The 14,079-nt window shown below is 54.3% G+C and carries 11 protein-coding genes; 4 read left to right on the forward strand and 7 right to left on the reverse strand.

Going from position 1 to position 14,079, the window contains the following annotated elements; genetic code table 11:
- The first annotated feature begins 138 nt into the window (after positions 1 to 138).
- Complete coding sequence (locus ACFE7X_RS15095) at positions 139 to 570, forward strand: hypothetical protein (RefSeq protein ID WP_375436513.1); 432 nt, start codon at positions 139 to 141, stop codon at positions 568 to 570.
- Positions 571 to 660: 90 nt separating this feature from the next.
- Here ACFE7X_RS15095 and mtaB read toward each other — a convergent pair whose 3' ends face one another.
- The 4 genes from mtaB to ACFE7X_RS15115 form a co-directional block, all read right to left on the reverse strand.
- On the reverse strand, positions 661 to 2,001 hold the full coding sequence (mtaB, locus tag ACFE7X_RS15100) for a tRNA (N(6)-L-threonylcarbamoyladenosine(37)-C(2))-methylthiotransferase MtaB (protein WP_375436514.1): 1,341 nt from the start codon (positions 1,999 to 2,001) through the stop codon (positions 661 to 663).
- A 232-nt stretch (positions 2,002 to 2,233) separates the two neighbouring features.
- Positions 2,234 to 2,605, reverse strand: coding sequence for a hypothetical protein (locus ACFE7X_RS15105; RefSeq protein ID WP_375436515.1), 372 nt, complete (start codon positions 2,603 to 2,605; stop codon positions 2,234 to 2,236).
- A gap of 71 nt (positions 2,606 to 2,676) precedes the next feature.
- On the reverse strand, positions 2,677 to 3,687 hold the full coding sequence (locus ACFE7X_RS15110) for a glycosyl hydrolase (protein WP_375436516.1): 1,011 nt from the start codon (positions 3,685 to 3,687) through the stop codon (positions 2,677 to 2,679).
- A gap of 254 nt (positions 3,688 to 3,941) precedes the next feature.
- Entirely contained in the window at positions 3,942 to 5,801 is a 1,860-nt protein-coding gene (locus ACFE7X_RS15115; protein WP_375436517.1) for an LTA synthase family protein, read from the reverse strand.
- A gap of 311 nt (positions 5,802 to 6,112) precedes the next feature.
- On the opposite strand from ACFE7X_RS15115, the gene ACFE7X_RS15120 reads away from it, so the two are divergent.
- Positions 6,113 to 8,302: a glutamine synthetase III gene (locus tag ACFE7X_RS15120; RefSeq protein ID WP_375436518.1), complete on the forward strand. Its 2,190-nt coding sequence runs from the start codon at positions 6,113 to 6,115 to the stop codon at positions 8,300 to 8,302.
- A gap of 594 nt (positions 8,303 to 8,896) precedes the next feature.
- Here ACFE7X_RS15120 and ACFE7X_RS15125 read toward each other — a convergent pair.
- Together ACFE7X_RS15125 and ACFE7X_RS15130 are read right to left on the reverse strand one after the other, a co-directional pair.
- Complete coding sequence (locus tag ACFE7X_RS15125) at positions 8,897 to 9,322, reverse strand: hypothetical protein (protein ID WP_375436519.1); 426 nt, start codon at positions 9,320 to 9,322, stop codon at positions 8,897 to 8,899.
- 541 nt (positions 9,323 to 9,863) lie between these two features.
- Positions 9,864 to 10,514, reverse strand: a complete 651-nt coding sequence (locus ACFE7X_RS15130; protein ID WP_375436520.1) for an HAD family hydrolase — start codon at positions 10,512 to 10,514, stop codon at positions 9,864 to 9,866.
- Between the two features lie 507 nt (positions 10,515 to 11,021).
- On the opposite strand from ACFE7X_RS15130, the gene ACFE7X_RS15135 reads away from it, so the two are divergent.
- A complete protein-coding gene (locus ACFE7X_RS15135) occupies positions 11,022 to 12,224 on the forward strand; it encodes a lactonase family protein (RefSeq protein WP_375436521.1) in 1,203 nt (400 codons plus the stop codon).
- A 154-nt stretch (positions 12,225 to 12,378) separates the two neighbouring features.
- On the opposite strand, the gene ACFE7X_RS15140 is transcribed toward ACFE7X_RS15135, so the two are convergent.
- Complete coding sequence (locus tag ACFE7X_RS15140) at positions 12,379 to 12,882, reverse strand: hypothetical protein (protein WP_375436522.1); 504 nt, start codon at positions 12,880 to 12,882, stop codon at positions 12,379 to 12,381.
- Positions 12,883 to 13,008: 126 nt separating this feature from the next.
- Here ACFE7X_RS15140 and ACFE7X_RS15145 point away from each other — a divergent pair, with 126 nt between their 5' ends.
- Positions 13,009 to 13,986 (forward strand): NAD(P)H-quinone oxidoreductase, encoded by a 978-nt coding sequence (locus ACFE7X_RS15145; protein ID WP_375436523.1) that lies wholly within the window; start codon positions 13,009 to 13,011, stop codon positions 13,984 to 13,986.
- Positions 13,987 to 14,079 lie beyond the last annotated feature (93 nt).

The raw sequence follows: 14,079 nt of genomic DNA on the forward strand, positions 1-14,079 counted from the left end.
ACGTCTCTAGATAAAACGGCAACCGTTATCCAACATCTTGTGGATGAGAGAAACAAACCCGGGTTTGACCTTTTGTGCAAGGTATTTGAAGTTTATCCAAATGTATCAAAAAGCTGGCTGTTGCAGGGAGAGGGCCCGATGCTTACTGACGCAGACCTGGCGCTAGACCAAGCTAATCCCGCGCCAGTAGTAAAGGCGTCTCCAACGGCATCGGTAGCAGCAGCGCAAGCGGCGCCACCTGAGCCGCAAGAAGTGAAGTTGAAAACAAACACCCAGCCTGCTGAAGTTGAGGTGGCTCCCCCAGTATCTAAGCCGACGGCCGAATCCACTACTGTACCAACCGAACTAGTGACACCCATGCCCGCGGAGCCGGTACCGCAAGGTGCTACAGTCAATCCGGTGGCGGCCCAACCTGCTGCATCTGCCGATGCAAGTTGGCAAACGGCGCTTTACACGCAACAGATGGCTCACCAACTAGCTATGGCGGAGTTACGTAATCAACACTTGCAGGAGCAGCAGCGCCTTATGCAGCAGATGCTAGATTTGATGCAACGGCAGTTGGTACGCTAGTAAGCGCGGCTAGAAACTGCAAAGGCCAGGTTCCGCTTGTTCGGACCTGGCCTTTTTTCATCCTGCCTTGAAAAAGTTTATTGTTTATAGCTAGTGCTGGAAAACTTCTATGCCGAGCTCTTCTGCTTCCATGAGGTTCTGTGGATTCACAGCTGTTAGGCGGAGGCGCTTGAGTTCTCCTACCAACAAGGGGTCGTATTTGGCCGCAACCCGGATGTAATTGGGAGTGAAGCCTTCTATACGGCCGTTAGTTACGTCATCCTCGAAGAGGACGGTGGTTTCTGCGCCTACGTGCTGGGCGTAGAAAAAGCGCTTTTTCTTTTCGGAAAGACTGCGTAACTGCGTGGTGCGTTCGTGCCGGTGGCGGTCCTGCACGCGGCCGGGCAAAGTAGGAGCCAGCGTGTTTTCGCGCTCTGAATACGGGAAAACGTGCAGGTAGCTTACGTCCAAGGCGTTGAGAAACTGGTAGGTCTCCAGAAAGTCAGCCTCGGTTTCGCCTGGAAAGCCCACAATCACATCAACTCCAATGCAGGCGTGCGGCATCACTTCCTTGATAAGTCGTACCCGCTCCACGTATAGTTCGCGGCGGTAACGGCGGCGCATGAGCCCCAGAATTTTGTTGGAGCCCGACTGCAACGGGATGTGAAAATGAGGCATAAACCGCTTGGAGCGCGCTACAAACCGAATAATCTCGTCGGAGAGCAAATTAGGCTCGCAGCTACTAATGCGGAACCGCTCGATGCCTTCGACTTCATCCAGTGCCTGCACCAAATCATAGAAATTCTCTTTCCGCTCGCGCGCCGGCCCCTGCAAGCCAAAGTCGCCGAGGTTGACGCCGGTTAGCACGATTTCCTTGACGCCGGTTCCAACTAGCTCGTTTACCCGCTCTACCACGCTTTGCACGGAGTGGGAGCGGCTCTGGCCGCGGGCCAGCGGGATGGTGCAGAACGAGCAAGAGTAGTCGCAGCCGTCTTGGACTTTCAGGAAAGTGCGGGTCCGCTCGCCGTAGGAGTGGGCCGCATGAAACTCGGTAGCCGCCGAAATAGCAGAGGCGTACACCCGGCCCGGCTCGCCCGGCGTCGGCTTTCGGAAGCCGGCTAGCGTCTCAACGAGCTGAAACTTCTCGGCCGCCCCCAGTACCGCGTGCACCCCCGGAATTTCGGCAATCTCCTGCGGCTTAAGCTGCGCATAGCACCCCACCACCGTTACAAACGCCTCGGGGTTGTGCTTTAAGGCTTCTTTCACCACTTTCCGGCACTTGCGGTCGGCGTGGTCGGTGACGGAGCAGGTGTTGATGACGTAAATATCGGCTGCGTCTTCGAAGGGTACTTTCTCGAAGCCATGTTCCTCGAATTGCCGGCCAATGGCGGACGTTTCCGAGAAGTTGAGCTTACAGCCCAGCGTATAAAAGGCAACTTTCTTGGTTTCCATAATAAGGCCGCAAAGATACAGCTTACCGGGCTTTGAAAGTTTCCTAAGCTACAGTTTAGTGGAGTTGAGTGAGAACCTTGTAGCCTGAGTAGTTTTGGAAACGCAGTTAGTTCTGTGCCCGGAGTTGTGAGAATAAGGCGTGTGCATAGCTGTCAGTTATAGTATAGTTGGCGGAAAGCTAGCCACCAGTTTCACCTGCCCATGCAGCAATACGCTTCGTCTTTGGTGGGGACTAATGCCGCTCAGACCGCAGTGCAAGGCGTGCGGTTATGGTTTGCATCAAGCCCGGCAAATCCAGACCGTCAAGCTCGGGCTTCGATAAAAAGAGCTGCCATCCATTGCTTGCTATTCTGAAGGCAGCAGGCAACGGGTATTCCCGCAGCTCAGGAAATTCCACCAAGAACTCGTCGCGGTGCAGAAACCGGGTCTTTACGGGCAAGGAATGCAGGAACTGTTTCCATTCGGGCCGCATACTGGCGTTGCCGTAGGTAATGCCGCACAGCGAGCAGGGGTACGTTTTGGGCGACACAATCTTGTGAAACATATCCAGCAGGCCGTTTGCCAAACCACTGTCAGCATTATAAACAAAGAGTAGCTCGGCCATAAATGAATAGGCTAGGGGCACCTGAATGATACAGATTTACGCTCCTCAGCAAGGGAACGATACTAGTGTTGCTACTGCCGAAGAAGCTTGCTAGCAGCTACGGGGGCTAGCTTTATATACGTGGGTTGGTCGCGGTTGGCAGTGAGCTTGCCCGCTTGATAATGAAGCTCCACCACCTGAATCAGGCTGCGCTTGGTGTCGATGCTGGCGGCGGACAGAGTGCCTTCGGTGCGGCCAGGATGAGTGAAATAGAACAGATACGCCCGGTCGCCTTGCACTACTACATCCGGATGGCCGCCAATCGCCTGATCGAAAGCACCTTTGCCGGGTAGTTCGAGCAGGCGTTCGGGCTGCGGTTGCCACTGCTTTAGGTCCGGGGAACTGTACACGCCCAAGCCTTTCCATTTGTCGATTATCATCCAATAGCGGCCTTGCCACCGGAACACTTTGGGGCCTTCGCCGCGCTCGGTTAAAGCTTTGCCTTGGTCCTGCCAGTGGTAGAGGTCGGGGCTATCGGCGTAATAAATGCTTTTGCCGTCCCGCTCGTTGTTGTACCACATGCGCCAAGAACCATCGGGCAGGCGGTACACACTGGCATCAATCACCTTATCGGTAGCCAGCACTAAGCTCGATTCGTACTTCCAGTTCAGCAAGTCCGAACTAGTTAAGTGAAGGATGCTACGCGGGTGGTTCCAATCGGTGAAAATGCCTGGCACATACGTTAGAAACATGTGGTACCGGCCTTTGTCTTCTAGCACGTCGGGAGCCCAGTGCGTGTACTGCGGAGTAGGACGGTAATTAATGTTGGCCGTATCACGGTAGCGCCACGTGGCGCCACCATCCACTGATTCGGCAATACCGATGCGGGTGCCGTGCACCCAGGTGACACCAGCGGCCGTGGTATCGGTGGCGCGGCGGTTGGTATAAAACATAAACCATTTCTTCTCTTGCTTATTCCAGATAATCACCGGGTCGGCGGCCCCGTCATAGATCGGGTCGCGGAACAACGGTTTGGGCGCAAGCTTACCTGTTGGCTTCTGCTGTGCCTGAGCGGCGGAAACCAGCACCAAAAGGAAAAGCACACAGCGAAGGAGAAGAAGCATCCTGACAGTAAGTAGAGGCTAGTAATGAGAGAGCAATAATAAACTATCGCCCTCCAACTTATGAATAAGCAGCACCGGGCTGGTGTGACAATTTTGTACTTTCCTGCGGCTGTGCTTCAACGAAGGATGCGCTTCCCACCGCCGGTTGTAGCACTTCAGAAAAGGAATCAGGGGTTTCTTTTGTAGATAACCGCTCCTACGCCATGAGTTCGTGCCCAACTTCAACGCTGAAGTTATTTCGCCAGATAATCTGCGTACGTCAGTTGCTCGTAAGCCTGGCCCTGCTGAAGCTGCGTGGCCGGTACTGCCGCATCGCGGCTGATTTCGCGGCGGGAGATATTGTCGAACAGCAGTAGACCGGCGGGCGTGATAAAGCCGAAGCCATCCGTATAGCAATAAAACGCCGACGGCTGAAGCACGGGGCGCAGTAGGTCGCGGCTCCAGCGGTAGGGAGCCGTAGGGAGTTGCAACTGGGCCAGCAAGGTGGCGGCTACATCGGTTTGGGAGCCCAGAGCGGACACCACGCGGCCCCGCGCCTCGGGACGCAGCGCCCCACCGGCCAGCACCAGTGGAATCCGGAACTTCGCCGGATCTTCCACCGAATTGTCGCCTGGCAGTTGATGGCCGTGGTCTGCTACCAGCACCAGCAGCGTGTTATCATACCAGGGTTGGCGGCGGGCCTCGTGCAGAAAGCGGCCCAGTGCCCAATCAGTATAGTACACCGAGTTGCGGAAAAGAGCCGTTTCGTCGGTGCCCTTGAATTTGCGCGCAATTGGAATTTCGAACGGCTCGTGGCTGCTCAGCGTGAAGATGGTGCTAAAGAACGGCTGCGGCTGCGACTCTAGGTCATGCAGCACCCGCTCGAACAACACATGGTCGTGGGCGCCCCATTTCGAGTTCTGCTGACTTTTAGGAAAGTCGTCGCGCTCCGTTAGGTTGTCGTACCCCGCCGTTACGAGGTAGCTTTTCATGTTGGCGAAAGCCAATTCTCCACCATAATAATAGTGGGAGCTGTAGCCCACCTGTTTCAGCGACTGGCATAAGTGCGCCAACTGCTCGGTTTTGCGCGGATACTTGATAATACTGTTGTTGGGCTGATTGGGAAAGCCAGATAGCAGCGCCACCAGCCCTTTCTGACTCCGGTCGCCGGCCGCGTACATGTTACTGAACAACACCCCCGTACGGGCCAGACTATCCAAATTCGGCGTTACGCCCACTTCACCGCCCACGCTGCCTACTAGTTTGGACGTGAAGCTTTCCAGAATAATGAACACCACATTGGGGCGCTTGCTGCGCAACAAAATGTGGGTTGTTGAATCGGGGGCCGGCTGGGTATAGGTGTAAAGCGGCCGTACCAGGCGGGCGGCGGTCGAGTCGGGCAGGAAGCGGTAACGGTCGGTGTTTTTGTCGCGCAGCCGCACGGAGTTGGCCACGTTCCAGGGCAGGTTCACGGCCGCATGGTTGGCAAATGGAACGGCGGAGAAATACACGTCACTCTGGTTGACGGGAATCTGCTGCAAGCCGCCCCGCAATGGCACCACCAGCAGGGCAGTGTAAAGCAGACCAGCCAGCGCCGCCCGGCCGCGCCCGAAACCACTGGGTGAGAGTGGTATTTTGCCTACTATCCTATTATACAGGAGTACCCCTACCGTCACCAGTCCCACCAACGCCAGCCCAAGTGCCAACAAAGGCGCACTTCCCGCTGAGGCCGCCATTTCAGCGGGGGAACTTAGATACTGCAAGGGGGTAGCATCCAGGCGGAAGCCCCAGACACGGTACAATTCCAGGTCGGCTACGCTTAACAAGGCCACCAGTAGGCCAACTACGGCCGTGTAGCTTCTTACAAGTGGCCCGAGCGGGAAGCGCGCCCCAATCAAGGAGGCCAGAATGAAAAGTATGAATGGGACTACGCTTAAGTATGCAGTTGTCGAGGCATCTAGCCGCAATCCGTAGCCAAATATGCCGGCAAGTGTAGTGGCCGGCAAAGGCGCTGTTTTAGAGAAATGGTAAAGCAGAAACAGCGCCTTGGCTACTACAAAATAAGCTAGCCAAAAAAGAAAGTAACGCCACTGAAACTGAAATCGGTTTTTCACGGGGCAAAGGTAACGGCCATGGCCTCGGAATGAAGAGTTCCCAGCCATTTTTAGCGCCCCTGATTGGCCTGCCTATTATAGTGACCACTGACTCACCTCTATCGGCTTGTATAATATGCTGAAAATACCCCTGTCAACAAAAAATTCACTTAATTTTCAAGTTAAGTGTCAATTTGAGAGGGGGGTGAGCAAGAAAACATGATTAATTGAAAAATAACTTTTGAAATTCAAGGGTCGTATTTGGAAAAGCAAAAAATGCGCTTCACATTTGCCATCATCAAGACGGCGCATTTTAACCATCTCACCCTTACATGGCAATACTTCGCTTCAAAGCACTCGAGTTAGTAGACCAGCGTAAACCGCTGATAATAGAGGGCAATGGTGAGCGTCGCTCTGACACATTCGGTAAAAATGTCTTCAATCTGGAAGCTATGCGGGCAACGATGCCCGGCGAGTACTTCAAGAAATTGCAGGCAGCAATCAAGCAAAGCTCTCCAGTAGAGCACAGCGTAGCTGATGCCGTGGCGTCGGCCATGAAAACCTGGGCCATGTCGAAAGGTGCTACGCACTACACGCATTGGTTTCAGCCGCTGACCGGCGCAACGGCCGAAAAGCATGATTCGTTCTTTGACTTAAATTCGGACGGTCGTCCGATCGAGAATTTCAAAGGCTCTGCGCTGGTTCAGCAGGAGCCAGATGCTTCGTCGTTTCCGAACGGCGGCATTCGTAACACGTTCGAGGCCCGTGGCTACACCGCTTGGGACCCAACTTCCCCCGCCTTCATTATCGAAACGGCCGGTGCCAAAACCCTGTGCATTCCCACCATTTTTGTGGCCTATACAGGTGAAGCGCTAGACTACAAGGCCCCCTTGTTGAAGTCGTTGGCAGCGTTAGAAAAAGCAGCCGTGGATGTGTGCCAGTACTTCGATAAGGACGTGAACCGCGTACACACCACGCTCGGTATCGAACAGGAATACTTCCTTGTTGATAAGGCGCTCTACGCTGCCCGTCCTGACCTGGTAATGACTGGCCGCACGCTGTTTGGGCACGCGCCAGCCAAAGGCCAGCAATTGGAAGACCACTATTTTGGCTCGATTCCGGCGCGGGTGCACGCCTTCATGCTGGACTTCGAAGAAGAAGCTAACAAGCTCGGGGTTCCGTTGCGCACCCGTCACAACGAAGTGGCGCCGCACCAGTTCGAGTGCGCGCCAACTTTCGAGGATGCCAACCTCGCCGTAGACCACAACCAACTCCTGATGGATATCATGGAGCGGACGGCCGACCGGCACAACTTCCGGGCGTTGCTGCACGAGAAGCCTTTTGCGGGCGTCAATGGCTCGGGCAAGCACAACAACTGGGCAATGAGCACCGATACGGGGGTGAATCTGTTGGCTCCTGGTCGTCGTCCTAAAGAGAATCTGCAGTTTCTGGCGTTTTTCATTAGCACCATCAAGGCAGTGCATACCTATGACGAACTGCTGCGCTCTAGCATTGCCTCGGCTTCCAATGACCACCGCCTCGGTGCCAACGAAGCCCCCCCGGCTATTATGTCGGTGTTCGTAGGCTCGATGCTGGATTCAGTACTTGATGAGTTGGAGCGCACGGCTAAACTGCCACTCGACAAAGGCGACAACATCTACCTGAAGCTGGGTATCGACAAAATTCCAGCTATCTTGCTCGACAACACCGACCGTAACCGTACATCGCCTTTTGCCTTCACCGGCAACAAATTCGAGTTGCGCGCCGTAGGTTCATCAGCGAACTGCTCGTCGGCTATGACCACGCTGAATGCCATTGTAGCCGACCAGCTTATCGACTTTAAAACGTCGGTAGATCAACTCATCGACCAAGGCAAGAAGAAGGAAGTAGCGATTGTAGAAGTGCTGCGTGAGTATGTTATCAGCTCGAAAAACATTCGTTTCGAGGGCAATGGCTACTCGGATGAGTGGAAAGAGGAGGCCGCCAAACGAGGTCTTGCCAACGTACCTACCACGCCACAGGCGTTGGATGCGCTGGTAACAAAAGAAGCGTTAGCTTTGTTTGAGCGTCACAAGATTTTCTCTCACGTCGAGTTGCACGCCCGGCACGAGATTTTGCTGGAGGAGTACATCAAAAAGATTCAGATTGAAAGCCGCGTAATGGGCGATTTGGCCATCAACCATATCATTCCTACTGCGGTATCCTACCAAACCAAGCTAATTACCAACGTACGCGGCCTGCGCGAGCTAGGCCTCGACGATGCGGATACGCAAGTAACCGTAGATACCATCAAAGCTATTTCGCGTCACATTACCATCATCAAAACCACTGTGGATGAGATGACTAATGCACGCAAAATAGTCAACAAGATTGAAGACACTCGCGAACGGGCCTTGGCCTATTGCGACAATGTCAAAGCACATTTCGACACCATTCGTCGCTCGGTTGATAAGCTGGAGCTGATGGTGGCCGATGAGGACTGGCCCCTCGTGAAGTACCGCGAACTTTTGTTCCGGCACTAAACGTAGGGTACAGAATCGGGCCGGAGTTGGGTGGGAATTTTCTCCGCGCATCGATTTCAAAAAAGCCGTTTCCGGGTGGGGGCGGCTTTTTTTGTTGCCTGAACTTTTCAGCTTTATTGGAAGGATTTTCTGCTTGGTCTAGAGATGCTTTTACTGCGTCGTCCCAATCGTAACAGGTTAACTTGAAATAGATGATATTAAATCATCTTGCGGAAGAGTCAGCCTTTTTATAACGGTGAAAAGAAGAAGTTATGCCAAGCTGTTTGGACCAGGGCTTATGATGCCTCAAGCACCAATAACCGATATAATTAAAAAGCTAGATTACGGCAAAGGAAATGCACAAAGAGGCGAAACTAGATAAGTGGGTTAAACTGCCTTATCTCTCAATTTTTTGATTTCATTTTTATGTACTACCCCTTTATATAAAAGAAGAAGGGGCAATAGCGCACAAAGTTGGGTAACAACTCGCCATCGTTGGAGAAACTACTACTGTATATCCCTCTTCGGGAAATCGCCACACATCCCCAGCCTGGGGCCGCTACTATAACCGCCAATAAAGCAACTTGATACTAAACTCAAGCGCCAGTGGTCGATTCAGCGCGGATCTTGTGCCTGCTGAGCGGCTCGCAGCCATTCCAGGCCTTCGATAACGCTGTCGAAGATGCGCATCTCAAGCTTTTCGTTCAGCTCGGTGTGCATGTTGTGGGCCGAAAACGCTGCGAAGGATTCCGAACTTACTACATGCGCAAAATGAGTGAGACCGAACTGGATGGCCCGCGGTGCCCAGTCGGTAGTAATCCATTCCAAGGCATGGTCCCAGGGGCCGACCACCTTGCTGTTGTCATTGAGCATATAAGAGCAATGATACTCTTTGCTGACTTTTAGGCTGGTATTAGCTCCGCCCACAATGCTGGCATAAGTCTGGTAGCCAAGCCAGTTGTTGTAAACCACATTAATTGCCTCGTGGAACTCAACGGTGAGGTATATTTCACCAAACGAATTACGTATTTCTGTCTTCATGCTGCGGATGGTCAAGTGCCTGCCAAGCAAGTAGAGAAAAGTGCAGTATGCACTATAAGGCTGTAACTGGTGGAAATCGTGGTTTTCTGAGTTAATGGCAGCTCTCATGGAGTGATCTGCTTATCAATTCCTTTTTCTTTATAAAAGAGAGTGATTTTAATACTATTTATCAGTATACGCGCAAAGAGCAAGTCACGGATATGCAGGTACTGTTCAGCTAGCACGAGGTGTGAAACAGCTAAGCACCATTCTATGCAAGCAGTTCTATAAACTGCTCTCCTATTAGCTTTTACCGTTCGCGCTTGGGTTGAACCTGGTCTTTAGTGCTAGTCGAAGAAAAAGCAGTTTATTCTTCCATGCTGCGGGTTAAGTACCACGTTATTAAGCCGCCCAAAAAGCCGGAACCAGCCAACTGAAACAGGTGGTCGATGAAATCTAGTTGCTCTTTGGTGAGTCAGAATTGGTTGGGCGGTAGGAAAACGTGACAGGCCCGGATGACCAAGGCAACCAGTAGAATAATGCCGGCTACAACCAATGTCGTCTATAACAGCGTTTTCATAAACTCATCACGGAAGTCGTTGGCAAAATGCAGCACGTTTTGCAAATGGATAAATTCAGAGGGCTGGTGCGTCGTCGTTAGCACAACCGCTTGCATTCCGGCATTTTGGGCGGCTTCGGCACCTTTGGGCACATCCTCGAAAACAAGGCAGTCAGCAGGCGAAACAGCTAATAATTCTGCGGCTTTAAGGAAAGTTTCGGGATGCGGTTTACTTAACACTACGTCATCGGCACTGACAATGGCTTTGAAATAGTGCCGGATGTTCAAGGTATCGAGCACAAAATCAATGTTAAACGGAATAGCGGCCGAACCAATAGCCATAGGAATTTGGCGCTGATAGGCATTTTCCAAAAAGTCGGGTAAACCGGGCAGAAGCTGTAGATGCGGCAGAAACTCGTCTTGGTAGCGCTGTTCTTTTGCAAGAGACAAGCGCTGCATTTCCTGCTCTGTGAATCTATCGGGGCCAAACATTCTCACCAATACTTCTTGGTTCTTGCCGTACATCTGCGGCTTCACTTCTTCCCAAGTGAAGTTGCCGCCCAGGTCGTGGTTGAGTATGTGTTGCCACGCTCTGGTATGGTATTCCATGTCGTGGATCATGGTGCCATTCAAATCGAAAATAAAGCCTTTCATAATGGAAGTAGGAATGGAAAAGGTGCGCGCAAACCTACCACGCAACCAGCACAAATGCCGTTGGCCCGTGTTTTTGTTTCGTATCTGCGTGCCTCCTTGCTGCTCATAAAGTCAAGCTATTAACTTGATTAGTTTGCTTTTAACTTCTCTGTTTTAATTGATTCGATTCCGCTAATAAACAGTTGAACTGCCTGTTAAATCGTAGAAATGTCATCCCGTGCGCCTCCACTGCTTGGCGAGCATTGCGGCTAGTTACCAGGGCAACATAGCAGTTGCAGGTGTGGCCTTGGCTTGTAGTATCTCTGCTTTTTGAAAACGGTCGCCAGTGCGAACAAAGCAGTATACAAAGACCAACGCTACCCCGAATCCGACTTGGATTCCAATGGTGGCTTCGCGTAATAGGCGGGTAGGTTGAGGATTTTTGTAGTTTGCTCTCCCTCTCGCTAAAACCCGGTCGTAGGGCGGGCTTTAGTGGCAAGACAACTCCCACTTACTTTATTTGCTCCAATGATTCGACAGTGGTATTCACGCCGCAGTTTTCTTAAGAACACTGGGCTGGGCCTGGTCGTGGCCTCTTTCTCGTTAGTTGGCTGCGCGCGTGTTGCGCCCGGCACCGACGCGCCCGGGTATTTGGTGTACATCGGGACCAACGTCAACTCAGAAACAGAGAATACGATTTTCTTGTACCGCCTCAATCCCGCCACTGGGGCCCTGACGCCGGTAAGCGGCCTGAAAGGGGGCGCGAGTCCAACCTACCTGACTTTGGACGCCAAACGCCAGCATTTGTATGCTGTCAATGAAACCAACACGTTTCGGGGGGCGCCGAGTGGGGCCGTCAGCGCTTTTGCAGTTGACCCCAAAACCGGCGGTCTTACCTTATTGAGCCAGGAGCCTTCGCAGGGAGCTTCGCCGTGCTACATCAGTCTCGACCGCACGGAGAAAGCAGTGTTGGTGGCCAACTACATGGGCGGCAACGTGAGTGTGCTGCCCGTGCAAGCCGATGGGCGGGTGGGGGCACCCACCGCCATGGACCAGCACCAAGGAAGCGGGCCGCACAAAAATCAAAACGCGCCGCACGCCCACTGCTTTCTCGCCGACCCGGCCAATAAGTACGGCCTCGCCGTAGACCTCGGTACCGATAAAGTATATGGCTACCAACTAGATCCGGCGTCGGGCAAGCTCACTACTAGGCCGGAACCTGCCTTTACGGCCAAGCCCGGCGCGGGTCCCCGCCACCTTACATTTCATCCCAACGGCCGCAACGCCTACCTCATCAACGAGCTTAACTCCACGGTAACGGCCTTGGCCTACGACGCCGCGCAAGGCACTTTCCGGGAGCTGCAAACCCTTTCGACGTTGCCGGCGGGCTTTGTGGGTGACAATTCCTGCGCCGATATTCACGTCTCGCCCGACGGCAAATTCCTGTATGCTTCCAACCGGGGCCACAACAGCATTGCCGTATTCGCCATCGACAGCCGCAGCAACCTCACCCCGATTCAGCACGAAAGCACGCAAGGCAAAACACCCCGCAATTTCACCCTCGACCCAGCCGGCCGCTTGCTGCTCGTGGGCAACCAGAACTCCAACAACGTCTTCACCTACCACATCGACCGGCAATCGGGCAAGCTGCGCCCGACTGGCCAGTCCATTGAGATTCCCTCGCCCATGTTCCTGTTTGTTACCTCCGACTTCACGCAGGGCAGTAAATAGGCTGGATCAGGAAACGGTGCCGAGTCCGGTGAGTTGGTATCCTTACAACGCTACCGGTCCTGCTGTGCTTATCGAAAAACTTCGCGTAGCAAAGACATGTGACAAGAGCTGGAATTTCCGGCGCTGATTACAGGCCGGCTTAATACAGGCCGGCTTAGGCTGGTAGCTGACGGGGTGGCTCGGCGTCATCACTTTCCAAAACGTGGGCTCCCGTGCCGTGGTCGGGTACGAGGCGCTTCCAGACAGCCTGCTTGAGTTCTTCGAGGCGAACAAGGCTTTCTTGCACAGTAGGGTTGGCGCGGAGCTTGTCGAAGAGGCCGGTGCGCTGCCCAACTTTCACCATCTGCTCGAGCACGAAAGGCAAAATCCAGCCGACAACGTTGGAAGCCAAGGCCCCGCGCAAGCCAAGGCGTACCAGCAACCGAGCGGTCATGCGCTCCAGCAGCAGGGCGCGGGCAGCGGGCAGGGCTTTATCGGTGAGGAAGTCAACAACGAGCTTGGCGTTGCCTTTCTGGATTTCCGCCCGTAGCACTTCCTGAACGGAATCGAGGGCCGAGGCGGCGGCTTTACGAAACAGCCGGCCGGTCTGCCAGGTGGCCACGCCCGTTAGGTGGCCGGCGGTGCGAAGGATGCGAGGAAGTAGGGTCAGCTTTTTCATGGAAGGCAAGAAACGGAAAATGCAGCAGGAAAGCAGCGCAACGCTTTTGTCTTGCGTAGTACCAGGCACTGCTCCAGCCGGCACAATACCGGTAGGCACTGCACTACTACGCCTTGCTTTTCTGCCATGAACTCTATACGTATCACTGAACCTGGTGGCCCTGAGGTCCTGCGTCTTGAAGCACACCCCGCGCCCGAACCGGCCGCCCACGAAGTACTGATCCGGGTGCGCGCCGCCGGGGTCAACCGCCCCGACGTGCTGCTTCGGCAAGGTAAATACGCCGGTTCCGGCGACGTGAGCGGCAGCGTACCCGGGCTGGAAGTAGCGGGCACTGTAGAGCAATGCGGCGCCAGCGTCACGCGCTGGCAACCCGGCGACCCAGTGTGCGCCTTGCTGGCCGCTGGGGGCTACGCCGAATACGCCGTGGCAGATGCCCGCCACTGCCTGCCAGTACCAGCCGGCTGGAGCTTCCCGGAAGCAGCCAGCCTCCCCGAAACCGTGTTTACGGTGTGGCACAACGTGTTTGAGCGCGGGCAGTTGCAACCCGGCGAAACGTTGCTCGTGCACGGGGGTAGCAGTGGCATTGGTATTACGGCCGTGCAACTGGCCCACGCGCTTGGCAGCCGCGTGGCGGCCACGGTGGGCAGTGCCGCGAAAGCCGAAGCCGTGCGGGCGCTCGGGGCCGATGTGGTAGTCAATTCCAAAGAGCAGGACTTCGAGGAAGCTGTGCAGGCCATGGGTGGGGCCGATGTGGTGCTGGACATGATAGGCGGTGACTACACGCCCAAAAACCTGCGCCTGCTCCGCGACGATGGCCGCTTGGTGTTTATCAATGCTATGCGCGGTGGCACCGCTGATTTTAATGCGCTGGAGCTAATGCGGCGGCGCCTTACCATCAGCGGCAGCACGTTGCGCCCACGTTCCGCCGATTTCAAGGCGGCGCTAGCGGCGGAAGTGGAGCGCCAAGTATGGCCGTTGCTTGGCGAAGGCAAGTTTCGGCCGGTGCTCTACCGCACCTTTCCGTTGGCCCAAGCTGCAACTGCTCACCAACTACTGGAAAGCAGCGAGCATATTGGCAAGATCGTGCTGATAGTGGGCGCGTAGCACCAGGGTAGAGTGGCTGCCGGCCTTCTATTGCGCTGGCGCCGTAAATAAGGAAGCGAAATAGACTCAATAATCTTGCTGTAGAGCAGCCAT

The sequence above is a fragment of the uncultured Hymenobacter sp. genome (assembly GCF_964242765.1).
Classification (GTDB): Bacteria; Bacteroidota; Bacteroidia; order Cytophagales; family Hymenobacteraceae; genus Hymenobacter.